The organism is Bacillus sp. EKM202B, from assembly GCF_011066025.1.
GTDB lineage: Bacteria > Bacillota > Bacilli > Bacillales > Bacillaceae_G > Bacillus_A > Bacillus_A toyonensis.
This window is the reverse complement of record NZ_JAAMNK010000022.1, coordinates 1-23,077: the sequence shown is the minus strand read 5'-3', so window position 1 is coordinate 23,077 and position 23,077 is coordinate 1. Positions and strand designations below refer to the sequence as shown.

General features: G+C 35.3%; 27 protein-coding genes and 2 other annotated features. Of the genes, 18 read left to right on the top strand and 9 right to left on the bottom strand.

The window, feature by feature from the left end:
- Nucleotides 1-21 precede the first annotated feature (21 nt).
- From G9F74_RS21760 to G9F74_RS21725, 8 genes are all read left to right on the top strand, one after another.
- Nucleotides 22-249, top strand: a complete 228-nt coding sequence (locus tag G9F74_RS21760) for a YrhC family protein (protein WP_033657341.1) — start codon at nt 22-24, stop codon at nt 247-249.
- Between the two features lie 156 nt (nt 250-405).
- Nucleotides 406-1,353, top strand: coding sequence for an ABC transporter substrate-binding protein (locus tag G9F74_RS21755; RefSeq protein WP_016109121.1), 948 nt, complete (start codon nt 406-408; stop codon nt 1,351-1,353).
- Nucleotides 1,354-1,358: 5 nt separating this feature from the next.
- Nucleotides 1,359-2,387, top strand: coding sequence for a FecCD family ABC transporter permease (locus G9F74_RS21750; protein WP_000445394.1), 1,029 nt, complete (start codon nt 1,359-1,361; stop codon nt 2,385-2,387).
- A complete protein-coding gene (locus G9F74_RS21745) occupies nt 2,374-3,192 on the top strand; it encodes an ABC transporter ATP-binding protein (protein WP_000626361.1) in 819 nt (272 codons plus the stop codon). Before G9F74_RS21750 ends, G9F74_RS21745 begins: the two co-directional genes overlap by 14 nt.
- Nucleotides 3,159-3,554 carry an ankyrin repeat domain-containing protein gene (locus G9F74_RS21740; protein WP_000556701.1) on the top strand — a complete coding sequence of 132 codons (396 nt, stop codon included), beginning with the start codon at nt 3,159-3,161 and terminating at the stop codon, nt 3,552-3,554. Before G9F74_RS21745 ends, G9F74_RS21740 begins: the two co-directional genes overlap by 34 nt.
- A gap of 308 nt (nt 3,555-3,862) precedes the next feature.
- Nucleotides 3,863-4,369, top strand: a complete 507-nt coding sequence (locus G9F74_RS21735; protein WP_000469138.1) for a GNAT family N-acetyltransferase — start codon at nt 3,863-3,865, stop codon at nt 4,367-4,369.
- Between the two features lie 56 nt (nt 4,370-4,425).
- Nucleotides 4,426-4,884, top strand: coding sequence for a GNAT family N-acetyltransferase (locus G9F74_RS21730; RefSeq protein ID WP_000276121.1), 459 nt, complete (start codon nt 4,426-4,428; stop codon nt 4,882-4,884).
- A gap of 124 nt (nt 4,885-5,008) precedes the next feature.
- Nucleotides 5,009-5,386, top strand: coding sequence for a hotdog family protein (locus G9F74_RS21725; protein ID WP_000025016.1), 378 nt, complete (start codon nt 5,009-5,011; stop codon nt 5,384-5,386).
- 38 nt (nt 5,387-5,424) lie between these two features.
- Here the strand turns inward: G9F74_RS21725 and G9F74_RS21720 are convergent, their stop codons facing one another.
- A complete protein-coding gene (locus G9F74_RS21720; protein WP_001020691.1) occupies nt 5,425-5,970 on the bottom strand; it encodes a helix-turn-helix domain-containing protein in 546 nt (181 codons plus the stop codon).
- Nucleotides 5,971-6,126: 156 nt separating this feature from the next.
- Between G9F74_RS21720 and G9F74_RS21715 the strand changes: the two genes are divergently transcribed.
- The gene (locus G9F74_RS21715) at nt 6,127-6,531 is read left to right on the top strand and encodes a DoxX family protein (protein ID WP_001071553.1); all 405 of its coding nucleotides are present in this window, start codon (nt 6,127-6,129) and stop codon (nt 6,529-6,531) included.
- Nucleotides 6,532-6,553: 22 nt separating this feature from the next.
- Complete coding sequence (locus G9F74_RS21710) at nt 6,554-7,411, top strand: VOC family protein (protein WP_000009833.1); 858 nt, start codon at nt 6,554-6,556, stop codon at nt 7,409-7,411.
- Nucleotides 7,412-7,427: 16 nt separating this feature from the next.
- Here G9F74_RS21710 and G9F74_RS21705 read toward each other — a convergent pair whose 3' ends face one another.
- The 3 genes from G9F74_RS21705 to G9F74_RS21695 form a co-directional block, all read right to left on the bottom strand.
- The gene (locus tag G9F74_RS21705; RefSeq protein WP_000979552.1) at nt 7,428-7,742 is read right to left on the bottom strand and encodes a 4a-hydroxytetrahydrobiopterin dehydratase; all 315 of its coding nucleotides are present in this window, start codon (nt 7,740-7,742) and stop codon (nt 7,428-7,430) included.
- On the bottom strand, nt 7,723-9,477 hold the full coding sequence (locus G9F74_RS21700) for an aromatic amino acid hydroxylase (RefSeq protein ID WP_016109120.1): 1,755 nt from the start codon (nt 9,475-9,477) through the stop codon (nt 7,723-7,725). Before G9F74_RS21700 ends, G9F74_RS21705 begins: the two co-directional genes overlap by 20 nt.
- A gap of 161 nt (nt 9,478-9,638) precedes the next feature.
- Nucleotides 9,639-9,866, bottom strand: a binding site (T-box leader).
- A 51-nt stretch (nt 9,867-9,917) separates the two neighbouring features.
- Nucleotides 9,918-10,147: a binding site (T-box leader), on the bottom strand.
- Nucleotides 10,148-10,217: 70 nt separating this feature from the next.
- Nucleotides 10,218-12,965 carry a S8 family serine peptidase gene (locus G9F74_RS21695; RefSeq protein ID WP_016109119.1) on the bottom strand — a complete coding sequence of 916 codons (2,748 nt, stop codon included), beginning with the start codon at nt 12,963-12,965 and terminating at the stop codon, nt 10,218-10,220.
- A gap of 228 nt (nt 12,966-13,193) precedes the next feature.
- Between G9F74_RS21695 and G9F74_RS21690 the strand changes: the two genes are divergently transcribed.
- Nucleotides 13,194-14,432: an eIF2A-related protein gene (locus tag G9F74_RS21690; protein ID WP_016109118.1), complete on the top strand. Its 1,239-nt coding sequence runs from the start codon at nt 13,194-13,196 to the stop codon at nt 14,430-14,432.
- Between the two features lie 41 nt (nt 14,433-14,473).
- Here the strand turns inward: G9F74_RS21690 and G9F74_RS21685 are convergent, their stop codons facing one another.
- On the bottom strand, nt 14,474-14,596 hold the full coding sequence (locus G9F74_RS21685) for a DUF4023 domain-containing protein (protein ID WP_016109117.1): 123 nt from the start codon (nt 14,594-14,596) through the stop codon (nt 14,474-14,476).
- Between the two features lie 70 nt (nt 14,597-14,666).
- Complete coding sequence (locus G9F74_RS21680) at nt 14,667-15,005, bottom strand: hypothetical protein (protein ID WP_016109116.1); 339 nt, start codon at nt 15,003-15,005, stop codon at nt 14,667-14,669.
- A 169-nt stretch (nt 15,006-15,174) separates the two neighbouring features.
- On the opposite strand from G9F74_RS21680, the gene G9F74_RS21675 reads away from it, so the two are divergent.
- From G9F74_RS21675 to G9F74_RS21665, 3 genes are all read left to right on the top strand, one after another.
- On the top strand, nt 15,175-15,777 hold the full coding sequence (locus G9F74_RS21675; protein WP_000779723.1) for a histidine phosphatase family protein: 603 nt from the start codon (nt 15,175-15,177) through the stop codon (nt 15,775-15,777).
- An 18-nt stretch (nt 15,778-15,795) separates the two neighbouring features.
- Entirely contained in the window at nt 15,796-16,332 is a 537-nt protein-coding gene (locus G9F74_RS21670; RefSeq protein WP_000935637.1) for a hypothetical protein, read from the top strand.
- A gap of 264 nt (nt 16,333-16,596) precedes the next feature.
- Nucleotides 16,597-17,097 carry a DoxX family protein gene (locus tag G9F74_RS21665; protein ID WP_000236610.1) on the top strand — a complete coding sequence of 167 codons (501 nt, stop codon included), beginning with the start codon at nt 16,597-16,599 and terminating at the stop codon, nt 17,095-17,097.
- Between the two features lie 41 nt (nt 17,098-17,138).
- Here G9F74_RS21665 and G9F74_RS21660 read toward each other — a convergent pair whose 3' ends face one another.
- Nucleotides 17,139-18,023: an alpha/beta fold hydrolase gene (locus G9F74_RS21660; RefSeq protein ID WP_016109115.1), complete on the bottom strand. Its 885-nt coding sequence runs from the start codon at nt 18,021-18,023 to the stop codon at nt 17,139-17,141.
- Between the two features lie 15 nt (nt 18,024-18,038).
- Nucleotides 18,039-18,872 carry a GNAT family N-acetyltransferase gene (locus G9F74_RS21655; protein ID WP_000706708.1) on the bottom strand — a complete coding sequence of 278 codons (834 nt, stop codon included), beginning with the start codon at nt 18,870-18,872 and terminating at the stop codon, nt 18,039-18,041.
- A 261-nt stretch (nt 18,873-19,133) separates the two neighbouring features.
- Between G9F74_RS21655 and G9F74_RS21650 the strand changes: the two genes are divergently transcribed.
- Entirely contained in the window at nt 19,134-20,519 is a 1,386-nt protein-coding gene (locus G9F74_RS21650; protein ID WP_016109114.1) for an alkaline phosphatase, read from the top strand.
- Nucleotides 20,520-20,573: 54 nt separating this feature from the next.
- Nucleotides 20,574-21,041 carry a hypothetical protein gene (locus G9F74_RS21645; RefSeq protein ID WP_001210411.1) on the top strand — a complete coding sequence of 156 codons (468 nt, stop codon included), beginning with the start codon at nt 20,574-20,576 and terminating at the stop codon, nt 21,039-21,041.
- A gap of 28 nt (nt 21,042-21,069) precedes the next feature.
- Here G9F74_RS21645 and G9F74_RS21640 read toward each other — a convergent pair whose 3' ends face one another.
- Nucleotides 21,070-21,720, bottom strand: coding sequence for a GTP pyrophosphokinase (locus G9F74_RS21640; protein WP_000456209.1), 651 nt, complete (start codon nt 21,718-21,720; stop codon nt 21,070-21,072).
- Between the two features lie 349 nt (nt 21,721-22,069).
- Between G9F74_RS21640 and G9F74_RS21635 the strand changes: the two genes are divergently transcribed.
- Nucleotides 22,070-22,696, top strand: a complete 627-nt coding sequence (locus G9F74_RS21635) for a nitroreductase family protein (protein WP_016109113.1) — start codon at nt 22,070-22,072, stop codon at nt 22,694-22,696.
- A 144-nt stretch (nt 22,697-22,840) separates the two neighbouring features.
- The gene (gene rpmG, locus G9F74_RS21630) at nt 22,841-22,990 is read left to right on the top strand and encodes a 50S ribosomal protein L33 (RefSeq protein WP_001265617.1); all 150 of its coding nucleotides are present in this window, start codon (nt 22,841-22,843) and stop codon (nt 22,988-22,990) included.
- The last annotated feature ends 87 nt before the right edge of the window (nt 22,991-23,077 follow it).

The following is a 23,077-nucleotide window of genomic DNA, read 5'->3' as shown; positions in this document are numbered from 1 at the left end:
AAATGGAGGAGTGAGAATATGATGAAAGAATTACAAGGGAAAATAGAAGATTATACTCGGTTCGGACAGATCCTTCTCGCTGTAAGCACATTGTTAATGGTTGGCTTATTGATTCCGAATGGAGCAAAAGAAACGATACAATTTTTTGTTATGATGGGGAGCATCGTTATATTTTTAAGTTTATCGTTCTTTTTCTTTCAGCGTGTAAAAGTGATGCGTGACCAGTTGGAGGAAAATGAATGTGAGTAATAGTATTAAATAAAGCACTACAAAAAGAAAGGATCTTTTTATAGCGCTTTTTGTTTTTTTGAAGAAAATGTATGCGTTTTTGTTGACGATGATAATCTTTATCAATTAAAGTAGAATAGTAGTTAATGATTATCATTATCAATTAGAGGTGGAAGAATGAAAAAGTCTATTACGCTATTTACAGCGATTTTATCTGTTTTTTTCTTATTAATAGGTTGCAATGCAAAGGGAAACGACAAAGCATCTGCAACCAAAACAGAAAAAGGAAAAGAAAAAATCGAAATTACCGACCTATCGGGAAGAAAGATAACATTCGATAAAACACCAGAGAGCTTTGCAACATTAAGTATGGGTGATATGGATATTATTCATGCTTTAGGCGGAAAGATTATAGGTCGTCCAGATACGAAATTAACTCTTCCGGAGGAGTTAAAGAAAGCGCAAGTAATTGGGAATGCACATCAGCCGAATTTTGAGCAAATTGCTAGCTTAAAGCCAGATGTACTTGTTGCTAACAATGGATTCCAAAAGAATGTTCCAACGGTTGAAGGTCAAGGGACGAAAGTAGTCATTTCTACTGCAAATTCTGTACAAGATATTCAAAAGAATATTGAAATATACGGAGCAGTAATGAAGAAAGAAGATAAAGCAAAAGAACTGAATCAAAAAATGAATGATCAAATGAAGAAATATGAGAAAAAGAGTGATGTGAAAGCATTGCTAGTGTATGGAGCACCAGGAACTTATTTAGCAGCATTACCAACATCTCTGTCAGGTGACATTTTAGAGAAAACGGGCGGAAAAAATATTGCAGCTGGTTTTCCAGAAATGAAAGAATATCCGCAATATGCACAGCTAAGTGTAGAACGTATTATTGAGGCGAATCCAGATGTAATTTATTTAATTACACATGGAGACCCGAATAGCGTGAAAAAAGCATTTGAAGGCGAAATGATGAAAAATGAAGCGTGGAAAAATTTAGATGCAGTAAAACAAAATCGTGTAGTTATTTTACCACCAGACTTATTTGGATCAAATCCTGGAACAAAAGTAACAGAAGCTATGGACTTTATGTATAAAAGTATACAAGATGTAAGGAAATGATAAGTATGGAGAGTAATGAAGTAGTAAGAGAAAAGGAACATCCTTTTGCGAAAAAAAGATGGGGAATAGCAGTTATTTTAGTCGTATTAACGATTCTAGGTCTTTTTTACGGTCTTTTCGCGGGAAGTTTATCCTTTTCTTTACGAGACATCCTAACAGGGATGCAAGATGAAGGTTCGATAGTTCATCGAATTGTATGGGATCTTCGTATACCAAGGGTGCTCGTTGGATTTATAGTAGGAACGTGTTTAGCGGCATCAGGTGCATTATTGCAAGGGGTTATGAGAAACCCTCTTGCAGACCCTGGTATTATCGGGGTTTCATCTGGAGCGGGTCTTGTAGCAATTATAATTATGATTTTATTTCCTCAGCACATGGCTTTTTTACCGCTAGGGGCGTTTTTAGGAGCTTTCATCACAGCAATGGTCATCTATGCTTTATCATGGCAAAAAGGGGCACCACCTTCAAGAATTGTCTTAGTAGGTGTGTCGATTAATGCATTGATTGGTGCAGCAACGTCAGCATTAATGTTATTACATAGTGACAAAGTACAATCTGTTTTACCGTGGTTAGCTGGTGGCATTGGTGGTGTAAGCTGGGCACATTTAAATATGATTATTTATTATGCGATATTTGCTATTATATTAGCCTTCTTTGGTATTAAGCATATTCGAGTATTAATGCTTGGAGATGAAATGGCAAAGTTATTAGGACATAACGTGGAAAAAAGTCGTTTTTATTTAATCGTAGTAAGTACATTATTAGCTGGAATAGCAGTTAGTGTTTCTGGACTTATTGGGTTTGTCGGTCTTGTTGTACCGCATATGCTACGTTTATTAGTTGGAAATGATTATAAATATTTGCTGCCTCTATCATGTCTTGGCGGCGGGGTATTACTTGTTTTTGCGGATGCGATAGCTCGAAGTTGGTTCGATCCAATCGAATTGCCTGTTGGTATTTTATTATCCTTCTTAGGTGGTCCGTTCTTCTTATATTTAATTCATAGAGGAGGAAAACAACGTGATTTCCGTTGAAAAAGTGTTTTACGCACATTCTGAAAGATTTCAAATGCAAAATATGAATGTACATATTAAAGCTGGAGAAGTTGTTAGTTTAATTGGACCGAATGGATCGGGGAAATCTACTTTGCTTCGTTTAATGGCAAGGCTACTTAAACAAAGCGAAGGGGAAATCATTTTAGATGGGAAAAATATTCATACGATGAAGAGTGCCGATGTAGCGAAGCAATTAGCGATGTTACCACAAATGCATGATCATCAATTAGATTTAACAGTGAAAGAATTAATTGAATTTGGAAGAGGCCCCCATAAATCATGGAGTGTTCGCTTAAATAAAGAAGATGAAGAAATTGTTAATTGGGCATTGTCTGTTACAAATCTTGAAGGGTATGAATATCGTCTTTTACAATCTTTATCAGGAGGAGAAAGGCAGCGTGCTTGGATTGCAATGACGCTAGCACAACGCACGAATGTTTTATTATTAGATGAGCCAACAACTTTTTTAGATATCGTTCATCAGTTGGAAGTAATGGAACTTGTGAAACGATTAAATGAGGAGTTTGGTATGACAATTGTAATGGTTTTACATGACATTAACCAAGCTACTCAATATAGTGATCGTTTACTCGTATTAAAGCGAGGGGAGATTCAGTATGACGGTGTACCAGAAGAAGTATTATGTCATGAAATGTTTCAATATGTATTTGGTATAGAAGTGGATATTTTTCAAGGAAGTGACAAACCATTTTTTACACCGAAACGAATTTCTAAAAAAGGAGAAGAGCGATGCATACAGAAGAGCGTATTACCACTGAGTTAGTAAGAGAATTTGTTATGGCAGCTCACGGAAATTTAGAAAAAGTACAGGAACTGTTGGTTGAATCGCCCAGCTTACTTCATGCCTCTTACAATTGGGGCGGATCAGATTGGGAAAGTGCCTTAGGAGCATCGGCACATGTAGGTCGTAAAGATATTGCTCTTTATTTACTGGAAAAGGGTGCTCGCATGGATATTTTTGCTGCAGCTATGCTTGGAGAGTTAGAAGTTGTACAAGCTATTTTAGTAGCACAACCAGAAGCATTACGTGCATCTGGCCCACATGGTATTTCCCTTCTTCAACATGCGCGAATGGGTGGAGAAAAAGCACAGCGTGTGTTTGATTACTTAACAGTGCTCTCTTAATGACCGCAAAAGTTCTTATGTGCGGTAAACTTTTCACTTTCAAATAATTGAAAAGTTTACCGCCCGTTAGAACGGGATAAGTATCTAGTATATTTGAAAATCCTACACCCCCCTCAATTGTAGTTTTCTTTGTGCTAGTTATGATATGGATGCAGTAGACAATATTTGTCTACTGCTTTTTTTATCGGGTAAAAGAATGAACATTCTGCATTTTTTGTTTCGTTCATTTATAATAGGTAGTAATACTTATTATACATGTAAAATATGGTCGTGAAATAAAGAACACATTAGTGGGAAGGAGTGCAGAAATGTTTCATACAGATCGTTTACAAGTTCGCAAATATACAATGGATGATTTACAGTTCTACGCTTCACTATGGGGAAACGAGAAGGTAATGCGCTATATTGGAAATGGGACGTTAAAAACATATATGCAATGCAAAAAAAGCTTGGAGGAGTGGGTAATTCCTAATTATAAAAATGGTCTCGGTTTATTTGTAATGATTGAAAGGGAAACGGGAATACGAATTGGTCATGCGGGACTAGTAAAGCAGAAGATAGATGGAAAAGAGGAAATTGAAATTGGTTATTGGTTACTTCCTCAGTATTGGGGAAAAGGGTATGCGAAAGAAGCAGCTGCGGCATTTCGAGACTACGGTTTCCAAGCATTACAAATGAATAAATTAATTTCTCTTATTAATCCGAACCATCCCGCCTCAATATTTGTTGCTAGAAAAACAGGGCTTAGTTATGAGAAAACAACTTCATTTCAGGGGATGGATGTTCTTGTTTATTCGATTAAGCGAGTTGGATGAAAAAAGGTAAATTGCATCTTTTGAAGAATGGTATATAAAAATAAAGGGGGGATTACATGTATATTTACCATAATGGGCTTATTATCCGTGAAGGAACGAATGGAGTACCAGCATATGCAATTAAAACTTTATTTGAAGATGCCGGTTGGAGTAATGATAATATCCCTTCTTGGCAAATTGAAAAATTTACGCTTGCATTTGAAAATTCAACATGGGCTTTCACAATTTGGGATGAAGAAGAAATGGTTGCGATGGTTAGAGTGATTTCTGATCAAATGATGGTTGCTAACATAGTAAATTTGGTTGTGAAGTGTGAGTATAGGGGGAAAGGATTGGGTAAGAAACTTGTAGCTCTTTGTTTACAAAAGCTTCCCCATGGTGATTGGTTTGCACATACATCTGCGAACAATTTTGATTTTTATAGAAGTTGTGGATTTGAAGTTAGAGAGTTATCCAGAAATGGTACATGTGCGTATTATGGATACCAAATCGCAAAAAGAGATGGTCATCGGTAAATGGGTGAAAAGTAAAGAAATACAGTTATAAGTATTTCTAATTATTTTTTGTAATAGAAAATGAATTAAGACTCATTTCATGATAAAATGAAAGAAAATTCAGTTTATTATTAGGGGGATAAAAATGAGTATAAAAGTTGGGGAAGTATTTAAATATGAAAGAAGATTTACTGAGGAAGAAGTTTTCGAATTTGCAAATATTACAGGTGATAAAGGGAGACATCATATGGAATATGATGAGAATGGCCGATTAATGGTTCATGGTTTATTGACTGCTAGCATTGGAACGAAAGTAGGCGAAGAGTTACATTACATAGCAAGAGAATTAGTAAGTGAGTTTATTAGACCAGTTTTTACAGGGGATACGATTACTTGTGAATTAACTTTAACAAATATAGAGCAAATGGAAGGGTATAAAAAAGTTTCAATCGAATCAGTTTATCGCAATCAACATGAAAAGACGGTGCTAGTTGGGACAAGTTACGGGATTATACGAGAATAAAAAAGAAGCCTGTTTGAAGCAGGCTTCTTTTTTATTGATTAGTAAACGCGTTTTCGATTCTCCGCATGACTAGAGATAAGTAATAGTGCGGATTCTTTTCCTACATTACGAACAATATGTGGAACGCATGCATTCCAAGAGAAAGAATCACCTTCTTCTACAATTGCAATATCTTCACCATGTTGAACTTCTAGCTTTCCGCGTAATACAAGATGACACTCTTCACCTTCATGGGCATTTGGTGAGTTTTCTTTCGGAAACCCGGCAGGAATTTCTACGAGATTCAGGCGAAGGCCACCTTGCTCCGCAACATGTTCAATTCTTTGCTCATCTTTGCCGTATACACTGTATTTTCGTTCTTCTTTTTTAACAATTTTCAATCGATCTTTTTGTTCTAACAATAAATAGGGAAGGGGAACGTTTAAAAAATTTGAGATCGTTTCTAACGTTGAGATAGATGGTGATGTTTTATTATTTTCAACCTGACTCATAAAGCCTTTAGAAAGGCCTGTTCCTTCACAAATTTGTGCAATTGTTATGCCTCTACGTTGACGAATTTCACGTATTGCAGAACCAATATTCATAAAATCAAGCTCCTTTTTGTAAACAACTATTTGTATCATAGCAAAAAAAATATATTTTTTCCCAATGAAAATGAATTGACGAATAAAAAAAATTAGTGTATTTTTTGTAATGTAAATAAAAGTTTTGTATAAGAAAACTATAAAGGAGAGAAAGAAATGAATCAACATATTGGTAACTTAATTATTCGTATCGTGTTAGGGGTAACGTTCTTTATGCACGGTTTAACAAAATTCCAATCAGGAATTGACAATATTGCAGGGTGGTTTACAAGCATTGGTTTACCAGGAGGACTGGCATACGGTGTAGCAACATTTGAATTAGTTGGAGGCCTATTATTAATTCTAGGTTTAGGTGTAAGATATATTGGATTATTATTTGCACTTGTTATGGTTGGGGCAATCGTAAAAGTGAAATGGTCAGCTGGTTTATTGGGAGATGGAAAAAATCCTGGTTTCGAATTAGAACTTGCATTATTAGCAATGGGTGCATACTTATTTGTTGCAAAAGCTGATGGTTTTGTAGATAATTTCTTAAAAGAAAAAATGTCAAAGAAGAACTAATTTAAATGGGGGGGCTAACAAGATGAGTTTTCAACTTCATCCCGATACAACACTTGATGTTGTTCATTTATACGTATCTAATGTAAAGAAATCACTAGAGTTTTATACGGAAGTACTAAGTATGAAGGTGCTAAAAGAAGAGGAAGCAGTCGTTACATTTGGGAATGAAAATGATGAACCACTTCTTATCATTGAAGAAAAGAAAGAAGCTTTTCCGAAGCAAAGAGCAAGAACAGGGTTATATCATTACGCAATTTTATTACCAAGTAGGCAGGATTTAGCGAATGTTCTTCGTCATCTTGTAGAGATGGTATATCCACTACATGGCGGAGCCGATCATTACTTTAGTGAAGCTCTTTATTTAGCTGATCCAGATGGAAACGGGATTGAAATTTATCATGATCGACAAAAAGAAGTTTGGCGTGATGAGAATGGAGAACTCCCATTTGTTAGTAACCCGTTAGCTGGTGAAGAATTATTACAGCAAGGAAGTACATGGAATGGATTTCCAGCTGGTACTGTGATGGGGCATATTCATTTCCATGTAGCTGATTTAGAGGAAGCGAAACGTTTCTATGTTGATGGTCTTGGTTTTGAAGTAACGATCCCAGCTCGTAATGGAGCGTTGTTCGTATCAGCAGGTGGTTATCATCATCATATCGGTTTAAATACGTGGCAAGGTGAAGGGGTACCACCGCAAATGCCGGGTTCTGTTGGTTTGAAATATTTCACAATTGTACTAGCGGATGAAAAACAAAAAGAGCAAGTATGTGAAAGCTTAAAAAATATTGGCAAAATTGCTACGTACAAAGATGGAATATTACAAGTCGAGGATCCATTTGGACATTGTATCCATTTCAAAATAAAAGGAGAAGCCTAAAAAGGCTTCTCTTTTTTTATTTTCTTATAATTGCATTTTCGTTTTGTAAAAATAGTTCATCAAATTGTTTTGCAAGCTCAAAATCTAGTTTCGTTAAACCTTTTGCATTCCAAGATGACAAAGTAATAATAACTGCTTTATACTGGATAAGGATAAATGGATGGTGATTATGTTCTTCTGATAGTTTGGCGGCTTCAGAGACAAATTCGACTCCTTTTAAGTAGTCGGAAAACATATATTTTCGTTCAATCCATTTCTCATCTTTTACCATCCATTTATCTACCTTCAATAACTCCTCGCGAACTTCTTCTTCAGTTAATCTTAGCATCATTTTTCACATCCTTTACCTGCAGTAACGCAAGACCATTGTTAATAAGGCGTGTTACAGCTTCGTCAGTTGTGAAAGTAGAAAGTTGATGTAGTAATGCTGCAGATGTTTCATGCCCTTTGTTATGCTCTAAAAGTAATTCTAATATTTCAAGGCGAAGCAGCCATTCTTTCGCATAAAATGTATTTAATACTTCTTGAATTGCTACTAATTGATCGATATGGACGTCGTGTAAAATACCTTCGCTTCGAATATCTCGAACTGTTTGATACATACGTTCAAGTTCATTCAGTACAAGTGGAGCAGGGATTTCTTGTACTTCTTCATCCAATGGGAAAAATGCTGCGGCATCTGCGGCACCTGGGAATACGGAAGTAATTGTTGAACCAACAGCCATATCAAATGCGCCCCATGAAGCATCAAATAGTAAACGATCTTTATAGGTAACTGTACAATCTATAAATGAGATAAGGGCAATTTTATTATCATTCTTTACAATATCAGTTACTGTTCCTTTTACATGAATGTCACTTGCAAAAGTAAAATCTGCACCGTTTCCAATTGTAATGCCTAATGACTGTAACTTTTCTTCTGTACAATCTTCTAGTGCGATATTACCATTTAGTAATCCGACTGGTGTCCCGAATCCATCACTGTGTACAGAAGTAGAATGATTTGCCAACTGCTTATTATGAATTGCTAATGCAGTTGGAGAGCTTGTTCGCATGTAAATGACTTCGCCGGCATCATTTTTAATTGTTTCTGTAAATGTACCTGTAATTTGTAATCCGCTACTTAACTCAGTTGTGGCATGATTTTCGGAGTGAATTGCTTTTTCTAATCCTTCTGTGCCACCTGTTTTGAATGCCATCGTTTCAGAGAACGTCTCAAGCGCCTCAGTTAACTCTTCAAATGATTGACAAACAAATAGCTGTGGTTGCATTTTTGTCACATCATAAGTTGTCCCTGTGCAAGCTTCAATTGAGAAAGGAACTTTTTCTACAGCATCTGTTAAGCAATGTTTGCTTTCGCCGACAGAGGAAAGAAGGCCAGCACCATAGATTTTTGGATCGTCAATATTACCAATTAATCCGTACTCCACTGTCCACCAGAAAAGACGTGAAATTTGTTCAGCTTCTGATAAACCAGAAACTAAGTTTTGTTTTGCAATTACAGCATTTTCAGCAGCCTTAACTTCATCAGGAGTAGAAGTAGGGCTTTCTTTGACAATCGTTAATGTACGAACAGCTTCAAATGCATCATGTTCTTCTTTTGTAGAGAAAGCTTTTGCACCAATTTGCCCAAAACGTTTCACATATTTTGCATATGTAGGATCAAGTAAAATCGGTGCGTGTCCTGCCGCTTCGTGTACAATATCTGGAGCTGGTGTGTACTCGATATTTTCTACTTTACGAATATCTGTTGCAATTGGTAGTAATCCGTGCCCCTGAAAATCGAAAAATGCGACGCCAGGAATAAGGCCATCAATTGTTACAGCTCCCCAGCCGCTTGGTGCTAAGCATTCATTCATTTCTTCTACCTTTGGAATTGCATCTATATTAATACCAGATGATTGTAGTCCATTCACATAGGCTGGATGGGCAACGTCTTTTAAGAAGCTATGATTTTGTCTCATAATGTAACGCCACACAGCGTGATTCACCGGTGTGTATTGATCATAATGTTGTGTGGATACGAATGGTTTTAAATGCGATGGGATTTCTGTTTTCTTTGTCATTTAGACATCCTCCTTGTTTTCTATAAAATTGAATATGAGTTTCGTATAGCTTATATCACCCCCTTTCAAATTGTAAGCGCTTATAAAATTTTATCATAAGATTCGGAATTATTTAACATTTGTTTCTTTGAGAAATAGAAAAAGCCCCTATCGGAACATCCGATAGGGGCGAAAGAATCGCGGTACCACCCTATTTGTAAGTGAAAATACACTTACATCTCAATTCATGATAACGGAAAAACTCCGTCTTTTCCTTCATGCATAAAAGCACTACGAAAAAGAAGCTCCAGAATTGTAATTCGTACTTATATATGTGCTAATTTCCACCGACCACTAGCTCTCTGTAACAGGGATATAATATACTACTGCGATTCTTTCAATGCGTATATATGAAGTTGTATAAAAGGGAAGGACGCAAAAAAGCCCCTATCGGAAAATCCGATAGGGACGATAAAAATCGCGGTACCACCCTAATTGTAAACATAAAAATTGTTTACCACTCACTTTAAGATAACGGAAAGATCCGTCTTCCTCTTCATGCACTATGTGCACTACGGGAAAGAAGCTCCAGAATTGTAATTCACGCTTGTATATGTACTGATTTACACCAACCATCAGTTCTCTGAGACAGGGATATAAGTCGCTACTAGTATTCCTTCAAAGCCGATATATAATTCGTTCAACTAAACTATGTTTCGTATTATAAAACTATTTTTAAAAGATTGTCAACAATAATTTAATTATTTCACTTCTAAATCAACATTCAAATTAGATGTATTTCCAGCGGCATCAGTTGCTACAATGTGAATGGTATTCTTTCCTTGCTGTAATTGACTACGATCGAAATAAATTTCGTAGTTTTTCTCCCAATGGTTCAGGAATGCATTTTCCCATGTGCCATTCCCGTTAATTTCATACTGTATCGTGACAGGATGCCCTGGAGCAATCCATCCGGATTCTGTCATCCAATCTAACAGTATATCAGTTACTTTCCCTCTAATTATGAGATTTTCTTGATCAACTTCGTGTGTTAATTTAGGTGCAGTGCGGTCGACAAACACAGCCCCTGTTTGTTTCGTTTCTCCACCAGAATTAGAAGCAACAGCTTCAATTTGGTATAAGCCGTCAGGCAGAGGTGATCCACCAACTTTTGTACCATTCCATTTGAAAGATTTATAACCTGGTGTTTCATTTTTACCTTGATAAACGATACCTTGATAGGTTACTCGGTCTTTCGTAATTAAATTAGCGTGAAACGTTACATCCTCAACGGGTGTAACTAAATAGTAATTGATAAGGTTGTCATCTAGTATTTGGTCATTATTTGGACTGAAAGTAGAATTAACAATTTCAAGGCCATCAATACGTTTGTATTCTTTTGGATCAATGCTAAATGTAAATGGAATACGTATTTCTTCTGTCTTACCTTGTTCTTTTACATATACATTCCCTGTATATACACCTTGTGGCAAAGAACTATCCACAGTAATGGTAAAAGGTTTTTCTATGTTACTATTCGGTTTTACGCTCACAGAAGAAGCGAAAGAAGTTTGAACTTTCGTTTTTGTATCTAATAGTTCAATGCGAGTTGAAAAGTTTTTCTTTTTGCTAGAAAGATTTTGTAATGTAATATTTTGTGTTAATTTTACTTTTCCGCTATTTGGTTTAATTAGACCGAAACTTACATTGTTTGGTGTAACTAATGCGTCCGCTTTTACTGCTTTTGGAATATTAATTAAGCCCGATCCTTGTGTCATAACAGGATATGTGTTTTCATTTACGTCTTTTAATGTTTCGGCTGTATTGGCAAGAGATGATTTTAATTGTTCTGTCGTCCAATCAGGATGCATTTGACGTAATAGAGCAACGGCTCCAGCTACTTGCGGCGCAGCCATACTTGTCCCATTGTGAGATTCATAGCCACCTCTTGGTACTGTACTTGTAATTTGTACGCCAGGTGCAACAACATCAGGCTTTATAAGCCAACTTCCTTGTGATGGTCCCCTTGAACTAAAATTACCAATAAGTTCTGTTTGTTTTGGTTGTCCAATTTTTATATTTTTCTTTCGTTTTGTAATTAAATTTTTCAACTCTTCGCCATTCGTATTGGATAGCTGCATAACAGGAAGAGCTACTTCTTCACGACCAAAATATTCTGGCATAATATTAATTTCTTTTTCGTTAGAAATTAGTAGCACGCCGAGAGCGCCAGCTTGTTTTGCTTGTTCTGCTTTTACTAACGTGCTCGAAGTCCCTTGTAAGACAAGCGCGAACTTACCTTTTACATCTTGTTTAGAGTAATCACCTGGATTACCGTATCCAACATATACAAGCTGGGCATCGTTTCCTACTTGGAAATCCGATTTTGATAACGGTAATCCTTGGTAAGTTTTATTGGAACCAGCTACTTGGAATGTTGGAAATGGAATAGAAACTGTAGATGCTCCAACAGAGATGACACTACTTGCATTCCCAGGTGCATCTACAGACCAAGGTTTGGGTCCATCATTTCCATTTGATACGACCGCAGTAACACCAAGTTTCGCCGCACGTTCTAGCGTCATTGTTACAGGTTGATCGGGTACATTTAAATCTTGACCAAGAGATAGATTTAAAACATCGGCACCATCTTGAATAGCATGCTCAATACCTTGAATAATATCTTCGGTTGTACCAGTACCCCCATCATTCATGACACGGTAAGCAAGTATAGAGGCATTTGGAGCAATCCCTTTTATTTTTCCATTACCAGCGATAATTCCAGCAACATGAGTACCGTGTACGTTTCCGTCCATCGGATCATTATCTTCATCGACTGTATCATAGCCGCCGATATAATTTGCTTTTAAATCAGGGTGTGTATAGTCTACACCTGAATCGATAATAGCGACTTTCATTCCTTTTCCATCAAGTGGTTTGCCAGTCGGATCTTTTAAATTCCAAGCTTCAGGCGCACTAACTGTCGGTCCTCCAATATTTGGTGTTTCTTGATTAGCCAGACTTTTTGACGTTTCATGTAATTTGTATGTTAAGTTTGGATAAATTGCTTTTACTTCAGGTAAAGAAGCTAGAGCGGTAATTTGATCCCCTGGGATAGAGATAGAAAACCCAGAAAATAAGGTACTATACGTTTCTTTTATCGTTGCTTTCGGTGCTTTTTCTTTTATTTTCTTAGTAGTATCTTCTTGTGCTTTTTTTAGTTGCGCATGATAAGACTGGGCATTATTATTTTGTAAATCTGGAGCATGTTGAATGTTACTTTGTGAAGCGAGTGGAGCATGTTGCAATTCTACAATGACAGATATTTCTTTTGATGTTTTTGTTTCAACATTTTGCGCAATTTTATTTTCTCCCCATTGTGTAATGTTTGCTTTTAACTGTGGACTAAATTGCTTCTCTTTTTGCAGTGATTCAGCATGGGCGCTTAAAGCTCCAAAACTGGAAAAGACGAGCGCCATACTCAGTAGTGTAGATGTAGTTTTTTTCATAGAAACTCCCCCTGATAAAAAGTGTCAATATTCCGAAAATTAATCTTACAAATTTATCTCGAATTACATAATCGGATGTTAGATAAACTATATTTTCGGCATAATTCATACCAATCCTCTATGAATTTAAAATTTCTTGGGAAATTTTTTCTGATTATGTCGAATAGGTATTTTTTACATATTGTAGGTGGACATTGAGGAATGCTATGAGGGAAATGGAGGGGTATTATGAAACGGTTCATAGTAAGCGTTGGTACAATGTTAGTCTTATTTTTATGTTCAATCATTAATAGTAGCGCAGAAAATAATGAAGCGAAAATTGCTTTTATTCGTCATCATGACCTCTGGATTAAAGTTGAGGGGAAAGAGAAACAACTTACAAAAGGAGAGTATATAACAGGGCCAAAGTGGTCTCATGATGGAGAGTGGCTGGCATATGTAAAAGGAAAGAAAGAAGGTAGTCTTGAGTTATATCGGCTGAAAGATGGAAAGAAAGTTACGCCGTTTCACTCAGAAGCATCGAATTATCAATGGTCACCAACAGAAAATATAATTGCATTTATATTTACAGGTACATTAAATACATTTGATGTAGAAAAAAAGAATACAGATTTTGAAAATGTATCGGCAGGTGTAGGAGATTATGCATGGTATCCTGATGGAAAGAAGTTTTTTGTATCATCTGAAGCACATTTACTTCCAACAGGGTGGACAGGAGCCCAGCTATATGAAGTACAAAAAGATGCACATATGAATCCTCATAAAATGAAGCATTTGTATGCATTACCAAATGAACATGATGATTTCCTAGCATTAGTTGCAAGTGGCTTTCAGTGGTCGCCAGATCAAAAGTGGATTTCATTTTTAGCAGTACCGACAGCTTCATGGTCAGCTGATAGCAATACGCTTTGCTTAGTTCGTGCAGATGGTAGTCGTTTTGAAAAGGTAGATCAAATGTTATTAAACACACAATGGTTCAAATGGGCGCCAGCCAACAATATATTGGCCTATATTGAAGGAAGCGGGAGAGTTGCGTTAGAGAATAAACATTTAAAAGTAAAAGAATTGCCAGCACTTCAACAGAACACATTTACACCGAAAGGATATGTCGATTGGGATTTTACATGGAAGAATGATAACGTAATTATCGTTTCACGAGTAAAAGAGGCGGGGATAGAAACTCCACCAGAAAAAAGACCACTACCATCTTTATATGAAATCGATAGTACAAGCGACGAACAACATCGAATCACAAAGCCACCTCATAGGCAAGGAGATTATCATCCGCTCTTCATGAATAAGAGTAATCAATTAATATGGATACGTTCAGACCGTAAGAAAGCGGATGTATGGCTTGCTCATAAAGATGGAAAGCATGAAATGAAGTGGATTGAAAATATAGATGTACCAGAGTGGTATTATGAGAAATGGAATTGGGAAAATGTTATCTCGGTGAAAGAAGAATAAAAAACCTGCCTAAAAGATAATTTTAGGCAGGTTTTTTATTGTTATTTATGTGTTTTATTTGGCTTCTTTTTCGCTGGGTTTCCGTTCCCCTGACGTTTTTTATTTTGTTCATCTTTTGCTTGTTTTTCATGCAGTGTATCTAAAAAATCATTCGAGTTACTCATTTTTCTATCGCTCCTTTCATTTCGTCCTAATTACTATAACCATTTAGGAGGATAATCATGAGATAAAAAGTTAAGCGCTTAATTTTCTTCGGTAGTATATGTAAAAGATGCCATACGTAATAAATAGCATAAATAAAATTTGTAACTCTATATTTTCTTTTAAAATAGTTGCGATAGGAGATGGTAAGTAAGGTGATGTATTGTTTGTTTCTACACCTAACCATTTGTTTAAGAGGTTAATGGTACAAAACATAAAAACACCGGACCAGCTTGCAATAATTGCTTTCTGTTTAATTTTTGTTTCTCGTTCATCATCTGTAATCCAAGGATTAGCAGTTTTATCACTACTAAAAAATCCGTTTATATATCCCCATATAATCATTCCAATTAAGATGGTTATCCATTTCATATTTATAATTCCCCTCTTCCTTGTAAAAAGTATTTTACATATGCAATTGTAATATTTTCCTGTTATTTATGTCAAATACTTTTTACATATTGTTTTTTTATAGCAGGAATAATGAATGAGATAGGGAAGAAATTATGTTGAAGGATTTCATGGAGAGAGGAGGATGGGTATGAAACTCGTCTTTGTTCGGCACGGTGAAGGAGAACATACAAAGGATTTGCCGGCAAGTTTACAAATGTTGAATCCATCATTAACGGATGAGGGAAGGAATCAGGCTGGATTCATTCAATTCAATGTACCATTACAGAAAACAGATATATTAATCGCTAGCCCTACACTTAGAACTTTACAAACGGCGGCGATATGGAGTGAGAAAGTAGCTTGTCAAAAAATCGTTCATCCATATGCATCCCCACGTATTTTTCCTTATCGAGAAGGAGCGAAAACATTACCATGTGATCACATAGTAGATCAAGGAATAATAACAAATTTATTTCCACATTTTTCGATTGCGAAAAGTACAAATAAGCAGTTATGGACGGAAGGTATAAATACTATTTCAGAGAATCGTTTTCAGCAAATAGTAGATGAATTTCTTCTTTGGTGTTATGAGCTGGGGGCGGAAAGAATTTGCATTGTATCTCACGACGGGACAATTACAGCGTATCGGCAATATTTACAGAAAGTCGTTTTAACTAGATCTGATTTTTTGAAAGAAACGGGTATATATAAAATGGATGTATCCCTTAATAGTTTGATTGAGGAGATCTAATTATAGGATGGAGGGTGTATGTTGAATGTTGCACTAGTAGTTGGCTTTAATTCTGATTTAGAGGCACAATCAATCCGAGCATCGCTTGAATATTTTGGGGCAAGAGTTGTGACATATTGGATTGGTAGGCCGAATGATTTCGTGGAAATTCTTTCTGGAAAGAACTTATATAACGATATCAATTATGTTGTTTTTTGCTTTCATGGTGAGGAAGGAAAGTTTGTCATGGAAGAGTTAGGTGAAGATATTTACGAACAAGATGAACCGAGAGGGAACTTTGGAGCGAAAGAAATTTATAAATATGCAAAATTGCATAATACACATATTGTAAATAGTGGGTGCACGTTAGGGGAGGGGAAATTAGCAGAATCATTTTTATATAGTGGCGCAAAATCGTATATTGGGTCGATAGATTACGTAGATGGGAATGCAGCGCTTATGTTTACAATACGCTTATTTTACAGTGTTATTAACCATGACAAAACGTTAGAAGAAGCCTTTCAAGAAGCGAGATTAATTGATGAAGAGACCGATACTTTTCGATTATATAAGTAGTGCGAGACGTGTTTATTTAAATATAGAATAAACACGTTTCACATTTAGCACACATTTTTTTTACAATTTTTTCAATGAAAATGATTATCACCTGTGGTATGATATGTTCAAGTTTTTATAGGTAATAAAAGTTACTATATAAACGTTAGTTTTTAATGTTTAATATGTATGACACAAATTATTCATAATTAACGTTTGAAAAATAAGTAACTAATGTTATTATATTACCTGTAACTGACTTAATTACACCTTTAGGAGGAAGATATGGTTATTCAATTTTTAAGAGAAAACAAAGCAGTTTCTTTTGTATTAGCAGTAATTCGAGTATATCTTGGTTACACATGGTTAATGGCTGGAATTGGTAAACTACAAGGAAAAGGATTCGATGCAACGGGTTATTTACAAGGTGCAATTGAAAAATCTAAAGGAGCACAACCGGCTGTTCAATCTTGGTGGGCATCATTTTTACAAGAATTTGCAATTCCAAATGTAGATTTGTTTAATACACTTGTAACATGGGGAGAAATTTTAGTTGGAATTGGTTTAATTGTAGGCTGTTTAACAAAAACAGCGGTCTTTTTTGGCCTTGTAATGAACTTTTCCTATATGTTTAGTGGGTCAATCGGTGTGAACCCTGAGATGGTTATCTTATCTATGTTTGTTCTTGTTTCCGGTATGAACGCTGGGAAATTTGGAATGGATGGTTTCATTATCCCGAAAGTATTGGGATCAAAAACTCAAAAACGTCAAAAGCAAGCTGCTTAATATATGAAAACGGGTATCTCAAAATGAGATACCCGTTTATGTTATTTTTCAAATTGGATCGTATTATTGTTAAAGAAGTCTTTTACATACCCTACAAATTCTTGTGGTTCTTGGCGAAATGGTGCGTGATAACCTTTTTCAATAATATGTAAAGTGCTGTTTGTTAAGAATTGGTGATACGTTTCTCCTTCTTTCCAAGAAACGCTACTATCATTTCTTCCCCATATAATTAAAGTTGGTTGTTTCATTTCATTTGCATTGATTTTAAGTCGTCTAGGCCATAACTTCATTTTATTATAATGCTCTTCATCATTACGCTTGAATTTCACTTTGCTCTCATCATAATCTGCAATTGAAGAAACGGCACTTAAATCAGTCGACAACTGTGGCTTTGGTGATCCTTGTTTATGAACGAATGTATGAGGGCCACCTGTAGCGTCAGTTAAAATAAGGTGGGTAACCGCTTCAGGGTATAAATATGTTAAATTAAGAGAAATTTCTCCACCCATCGAATGCCCTAATATTGCGAATGAATCATACCCTAGTTTTTTCATTAACTTATAATACAAATTTGCATGAGTTGGGAAAGAATAATAAAAATCCATCGGCTTAGATGAACGCCCGAATCCTAAAGCATCTACAGAAATAATCGTATGATCTTTTGCTAAATCGGAATAAATCTTTTGGAAACCATCTGATGATCCTCCAAATCCATGGATCATAAGTAAAGGTGGTTTTTCATTACCGATTTTTTTAAAGTAAATCGTTTGACCGTCTATTTCTACCATTTTTTCCTCGGTAGCTAGTTTTGCTGTAATTGTATTTTTAACTTGTTTTACTTGTTCTACTGGCTTTTCTGCTGCACTACATCCTACTAATAGTGTAAGAGTAAGACAACCTACCATAAAATAGCTAAACTGCTTCAATTAGTTGTCTCCTTTCTAACATAATGCTGTATCTATCACAGCAAATAGCATATTACGATTTCCAGGAAGTTGGCTACCATTTTTTATCATAAGAGGTGAAAGGAGCGTTTCTTGGAAATTGTCTGTTTGAAGAAAGTTACGAAATGTAAATTGTGAATGCGGGACATCAATTCGTACGATACCATGCCAACACTCACAAATCTTTTTTAATAATCGAATAGCATCTTCCTCTTGTTTTGCGATAAGTGGATTGATACATAAAATATTCCCTTTCTGTATACAGAAGGAAAAAGCTTCTATACAGTTATTTCTCTCAATTTTAAAAGAGTGTACAGCTCTTGGTAATAATAATGAGTAGAGTAGAGAGCGATTGGCACCAGTTACAATTTCATCGAGAGAGGTAATAGAGATAAGGTCTTTTTCTTTCACTTGTTGTGTTTGAACGGTATTCGTCTTAGTAGTTTGTTTTTCAAAACGATGTATCGTCGTTACTGTTTGAAATCCGCATGATGTGTATAAGGGCTCGCCAGCTTTTGTTGCAATAAGTGCAATTGGTTGTTTTGAGTGAGCGTGTTTCAAACAGCTATCTAGTAACATACGTCCAATTCCTCGTCCTTGAAAATGAGGATGAACGATTAACATGCCAATGGAAGAAAAGCTACTTGTAAAGGGAAATACACCTCCAGTTGCAATGAGTTTATTTTCATGAATATAACCTACAAGTGTGCCAATAGAGAGGTACATTTTGAATTGTTTTTTCATAAAGATTTCATCTTGTAACCATCCAACAGATTTGCAAAGATTGAGTAATTCAACAATGAAAGATTCATTTAGCTTTACTATTTTCATAAAAGTACACCACATTTCTATTTGTTTTCATAAAAATAGATTCGAAATGTAAAATAAGAGGTTTACGTTAAAGGAAATCCAACTTGTTTATATTTAGATTGTAAAGGGAACGATGCTTGATATGAAAAGACAAACTTATACAAATTATAACTTATATTTACATAAGTTAACAAAAAATTTACATATAACTAATTTTCCCTTAACAGTCTTCTATTAAATTTGATAGTGGGAAATGAATAACCTAATTAGGGGGACAAGACAGTGAAAAAGTTTGTAAAAAAAGCATGGCCATTTGCAGTTGTGGCGTCGTTAGCAGTTACTTCGGTAGCAACATGGAATTTTACACGTTCTAGTGAGGTTAATGCAGATGAGAGCGGAAACAATGCAAAGATTAAAAATGTTATTGTGTTAATTGGAGATGGCATGGGTCCTTCATATATGACGGCTCATCGTTATATGAAGGATAATCCAAAAACATTCGAGATGGAATCTACAGAATTTGATAAGCATCTTGTAGGAACACAAAAAACATATCCGGAAGATGAACATGAAAATATTACAGACTCTGCATCAGCGGCAACAGCTATGTCAGCAGGGATTAAAACATATAATGCGGCAATTGCGGTTGATAATGATAAAGCAGAAGTGAAAACTGTTCTTGAACAAGCGAAAGAAAAAGGGAAATCAACGGGACTTGTTGCGACTTCTGAAATTACACATGCAACACCAGCTGCTTTCGGTGCTCATGATATTAGCCGTAAAAATATGGACGTAATTGCAAATGATTATTTTGATGAAAAAATTAAAGGGAAGCATAAAGTTGATGTTATGCTTGGCGGCGGTGTAAAGAACTTTGTTAGAAAAGATCGTAATCTTACAGAAGAGTTTAAGAAATCTGGTTATAGCTACGTAACAGATCGAGATCAATTGTTAAATGATAAAAATGATCAAATCCTTGGTTTATTTGCACCAGGCGGTTTAGATAAAATGATTGATCGCAATGAGAAAACACCTTCACTAGAAGAAATGACGAATGCAGCAATTGAACGTTTAAACAAAAACAAAGATGGTTTCTTCTTAATGGTTGAAGGAAGTCAAATCGACTGGGCTGGGCATGATAATGATATTGTCGGTGCAATGAGTGAAATGGAGGACTTTGAAAAAGCATTTAAAGCAGCGATTGAGTTTGCGAAAAAAGATAAAAATACGTTAGTCGTTGCAACCGCAGACCACGCTACAGGTGGATTATCTCTAGGTGCGAATGGTGAGTACAACTTTAAAGTAGATCCAATTAAAGCTGCAAAACGTACACCAGACTTTATGGCAAATGAGATTGCAAAAGGTGCAAATGTAGAAGAAACATTGAAAAAATATATCGATTTACAATTAACACCAGAAGAAATTAAAGCTGTAAATGATATAGCTCCATCAAAAGATGTAACGAAGATTGATAATGCGATTGAAGATATCTTCAATAAGCGTTCGGTTACAGGGTGGACAACAGGTGGACATACAGGTGAAGATGTAAACGTATATGCATTTGGACCAGGTAAATACTTATTCTCCGGTGTTCAAGAGAATACAAATATAGCGAAACGTGTCTTTGATATTGTTGGTGGTGGCGACCCGAATAAAGGAAGACGCTAATTATGAACGAAAGTGAGGCAAAATGCCTCACTTTTCTTTTTAGGAGATGGACAGATGAGATTTTTTTTACGGAATTTAAGTTTTCTTCTATTCTTTGTATTATTGCTAGTTGGATGTCAACCTCAAGAGAATAATATAGAACAAAAACCTACTACGAAAAAAACTGAAGAAAAAGTACAGATAACGAAAGAGGAAGAACAGTCTATTCAAGATGTTATTGAGGCATTTGTACGGACGACGAATGAACGAAAATTTGCTGAACATATGGAGTTATTTTCAAAGAAGCTACCTAGTGCCGAAGACTTAAAAACACAAAAAGAAGCAGCTTTTCAAAAAGGAAATAAAAAAATTGAATTGGAACATATAGATATGAAAGCTAGTAAAGCAGGATATATCATTGTTGAAACAAAGGAAAAAGAATTAGATGGGGAAATTGCTATTCAAAAGAAAGTACAGTATGCGCTTGGAAAAGAAGATGAGACCTGGAAGATCGAAGAGGTCCGCACGATAGAGAAGAAATAAAAAAGGTTCTCCTTGAAGAGAACCTTTTTTATAGTGGTAACAGAATTTGATTTGAGCATGCTTCAATGTCATCAATATCTTGGCGAATGGTTGCCATTTTATTATCAAGATCTTCAGCTTTCATTGCTGCATCATGTAGTTCATCTTTTAAATATTCAGGTATATTTCCTTCATATTTATAATAAAGTTTATGTTCTAAACTTGCCCAAAAGTCCATTGCAAGTGTACGTAACTGAATTTCTGCAAATACATCTTTTGTACCAGAATTTAGTGATAAGGGATACTTAATAATCATGTGTAAACTTTTATATCCGTTTCCTTTTGGGTTAGCGATATAATCTTTTACTTCTATGACTTCCATATCCTCACGCTTTTGAATTACTTCTTTTAAATGATAGATGTCTTCTACGAAGCAACATGTAATACGAATACCAATGATATCTTGCAAATTTGTTTGAGCATTTTCAATTGTTGGCAATAAGTTTTTTCGCTCTAGCTTTTTTATAATACTTTCAGGTTGTTTTAGTCTAGTTTTTATATGTTCAAACGGGTTGTAATCCTCTAAAAATTGAGCTTCCCGGTTCATAATTTCAAATTTTGTTTTTAACTCTTCTAAAGCAAATGTATACGGTAATACAAAAGCTTTCCAGTAGTTAACTGTTGATTGATTATATTCCATTTATATACACACCTTTTCCTATTTACAAGTGAGGTTGTTATTTATACTAAATACCAAATCATATAAGCGCAAGCAGCAAATGATGAGATCATAAAACGATATTTAGTTTTCATACTTTCAACTCCTTTCGAGTGAGATTCTATATGAGTAAACGTGATTGTTAATAAATTCACTATGTACAACTTCTATAGTAATAGATTCATGTGAATTTCGTATGAACTAATTGTTTCAGCTTTTTGTCTTTTTTTGTAAATCATAATTATTATCTGTAATTTAAAGTGTTTTAATTTGATTTATTCATTTGTATAAATTAATGTATATTTAAATTTATAGTTATTAAGGAGGATATATGGTGAACTTTGAAGAATTGGCAACTGCTAGGCGTTCCGCAATGAAATTTATACAAGGCATAGAAATCCCTGATGAGGATTTTAAAAAAATATTTGAGTTAACAAAGCTTTCCCCCTCTTGTTATAATTTGCAACATGCACATTATGTCGTAATTCGTGATCAAGAGCGAAAAGGAAAATTAAAAGAATTAGCTTTCGGACAATATAAAGTAGCGAGTGCATCTGCTGTAGTGCTTGTTTGTGGTGATAAGAGAGCGTATCAAAATGTTGAAAATATTTATTTTGGTATGAAGGTTTTAAAAATGATTGATGAATGTGAATATGAAGATACAATTAGGCAAACGAAAGGGTTATATGAAAGAAAAGGAGAGCGCTTCATGGAAGAGGAAGCGATTAGAAATGCTTCGTTAAGCGCAATGACTTTTATGTACGCTGCTAAATATTACGGCTATGATACGTGTCCAATGATTGGTTTTGATGAAAAAGCAGTACAAAATGAGTTGAATATGCCAGGGCATATAGTACCTGTTTTAATGGTTACGATAGGGAAAAGTGATACCACTAAAATTCGTCCTAGAGGATATCGAAAGCCAATTAGCGAGTTCGTTACATACGAATCGTTTTAATCAAAATGATAGATTACTAAAAACAAAAGGGTTCTATTTAGAATCCTTTTGTTGTGTGATTGACAAATAGAATGAAGTTATATAATATATAAATCGTAATCATTACGTTTTAGTTGCAATCTTTGAAAGAGAGGAGAATTACATATGCGTGTAAATATTACATTAGCTTGTACGGAGTGCGGTGATCGTAATTACATTTCTAAAAAAAATAAACGAAACAATCCCGAGCGCATCGAACTAAAAAAATATTGTCCACGATTAAAGCGAGTAACGTTACATCGTGAAACGAAGTAAAAGACTAGAGATTTTGAACTGAACCCAAAAAATTAGACAAATATATTAAGCAGCTACTAAGGATTGAACTCTGTATTGCACAGGGGA

Bases quoted from the DNA above. Each gene is read 5' to 3' on its own strand.
- G9F74_RS21725 (WP_000025016.1), top strand. From the start codon at position 5,009: ATGAGTATAAAAGTTGGGGAAGTATTTAAATATGAAAGAAGATTTACT.
- G9F74_RS21700 (WP_016109120.1), bottom strand. From the start codon at position 9,477: ATGACAAAGAAAACAGAAATCCCATCGCATTTAAAACCATTCGTATCC.
- G9F74_RS21685 (WP_016109117.1), bottom strand. From the start codon at position 14,596: ATGAGTAACTCGAATGATTTTTTAGATACACTGCATGAAAAACAAGCA.
- G9F74_RS21655 (WP_000706708.1), bottom strand. From the start codon at position 18,872: ATGAAAATAGTAAAGCTAAATGAATCTTTCATTGTTGAATTACTCAAT.
- G9F74_RS21760 (WP_033657341.1), top strand. From the start codon at position 22: ATGAAAGAATTACAAGGGAAAATAGAAGATTATACTCGGTTCGGACAG.
- G9F74_RS21680 (WP_016109116.1), bottom strand. From the start codon at position 15,005: ATGAAATGGATAACCATCTTAATTGGAATGATTATATGGGGATATATA.
- G9F74_RS21720 (WP_001020691.1), bottom strand. From the start codon at position 5,970: ATGAATATTGGTTCTGCAATACGTGAAATTCGTCAACGTAGAGGCATA.
- G9F74_RS21730 (WP_000276121.1), top strand. From the start codon at position 4,426: ATGTATATTTACCATAATGGGCTTATTATCCGTGAAGGAACGAATGGA.
- G9F74_RS21715 (WP_001071553.1), top strand. From the start codon at position 6,127: ATGAATCAACATATTGGTAACTTAATTATTCGTATCGTGTTAGGGGTA.
- G9F74_RS21695 (WP_016109119.1), bottom strand. From the start codon at position 12,965: ATGAAAAAAACTACATCTACACTACTGAGTATGGCGCTCGTCTTTTCC.
- G9F74_RS21710 (WP_000009833.1), top strand. From the start codon at position 6,554: ATGAGTTTTCAACTTCATCCCGATACAACACTTGATGTTGTTCATTTA.
- G9F74_RS21675 (WP_000779723.1), top strand. From the start codon at position 15,175: ATGAAACTCGTCTTTGTTCGGCACGGTGAAGGAGAACATACAAAGGAT.
- G9F74_RS21705 (WP_000979552.1), bottom strand. From the start codon at position 7,742: ATGATGCTAAGATTAACTGAAGAAGAAGTTCGCGAGGAGTTATTGAAG.
- G9F74_RS21755 (WP_016109121.1), top strand. From the start codon at position 406: ATGAAAAAGTCTATTACGCTATTTACAGCGATTTTATCTGTTTTTTTC.
- rpmG (WP_001265617.1), top strand. From the start codon at position 22,841: ATGCGTGTAAATATTACATTAGCTTGTACGGAGTGCGGTGATCGTAAT.
- G9F74_RS21750 (WP_000445394.1), top strand. From the start codon at position 1,359: ATGGAGAGTAATGAAGTAGTAAGAGAAAAGGAACATCCTTTTGCGAAA.
- G9F74_RS21690 (WP_016109118.1), top strand. From the start codon at position 13,194: ATGAAACGGTTCATAGTAAGCGTTGGTACAATGTTAGTCTTATTTTTA.
- G9F74_RS21735 (WP_000469138.1), top strand. From the start codon at position 3,863: ATGTTTCATACAGATCGTTTACAAGTTCGCAAATATACAATGGATGAT.
- G9F74_RS21665 (WP_000236610.1), top strand. From the start codon at position 16,597: ATGGTTATTCAATTTTTAAGAGAAAACAAAGCAGTTTCTTTTGTATTA.
- G9F74_RS21740 (WP_000556701.1), top strand. From the start codon at position 3,159: ATGCATACAGAAGAGCGTATTACCACTGAGTTAGTAAGAGAATTTGTT.
- G9F74_RS21640 (WP_000456209.1), bottom strand. From the start codon at position 21,720: ATGGAATATAATCAATCAACAGTTAACTACTGGAAAGCTTTTGTATTA.
- G9F74_RS21670 (WP_000935637.1), top strand. From the start codon at position 15,796: ATGTTGAATGTTGCACTAGTAGTTGGCTTTAATTCTGATTTAGAGGCA.
- G9F74_RS21635 (WP_016109113.1), top strand. From the start codon at position 22,070: ATGGTGAACTTTGAAGAATTGGCAACTGCTAGGCGTTCCGCAATGAAA.
- G9F74_RS21645 (WP_001210411.1), top strand. From the start codon at position 20,574: ATGAGATTTTTTTTACGGAATTTAAGTTTTCTTCTATTCTTTGTATTA.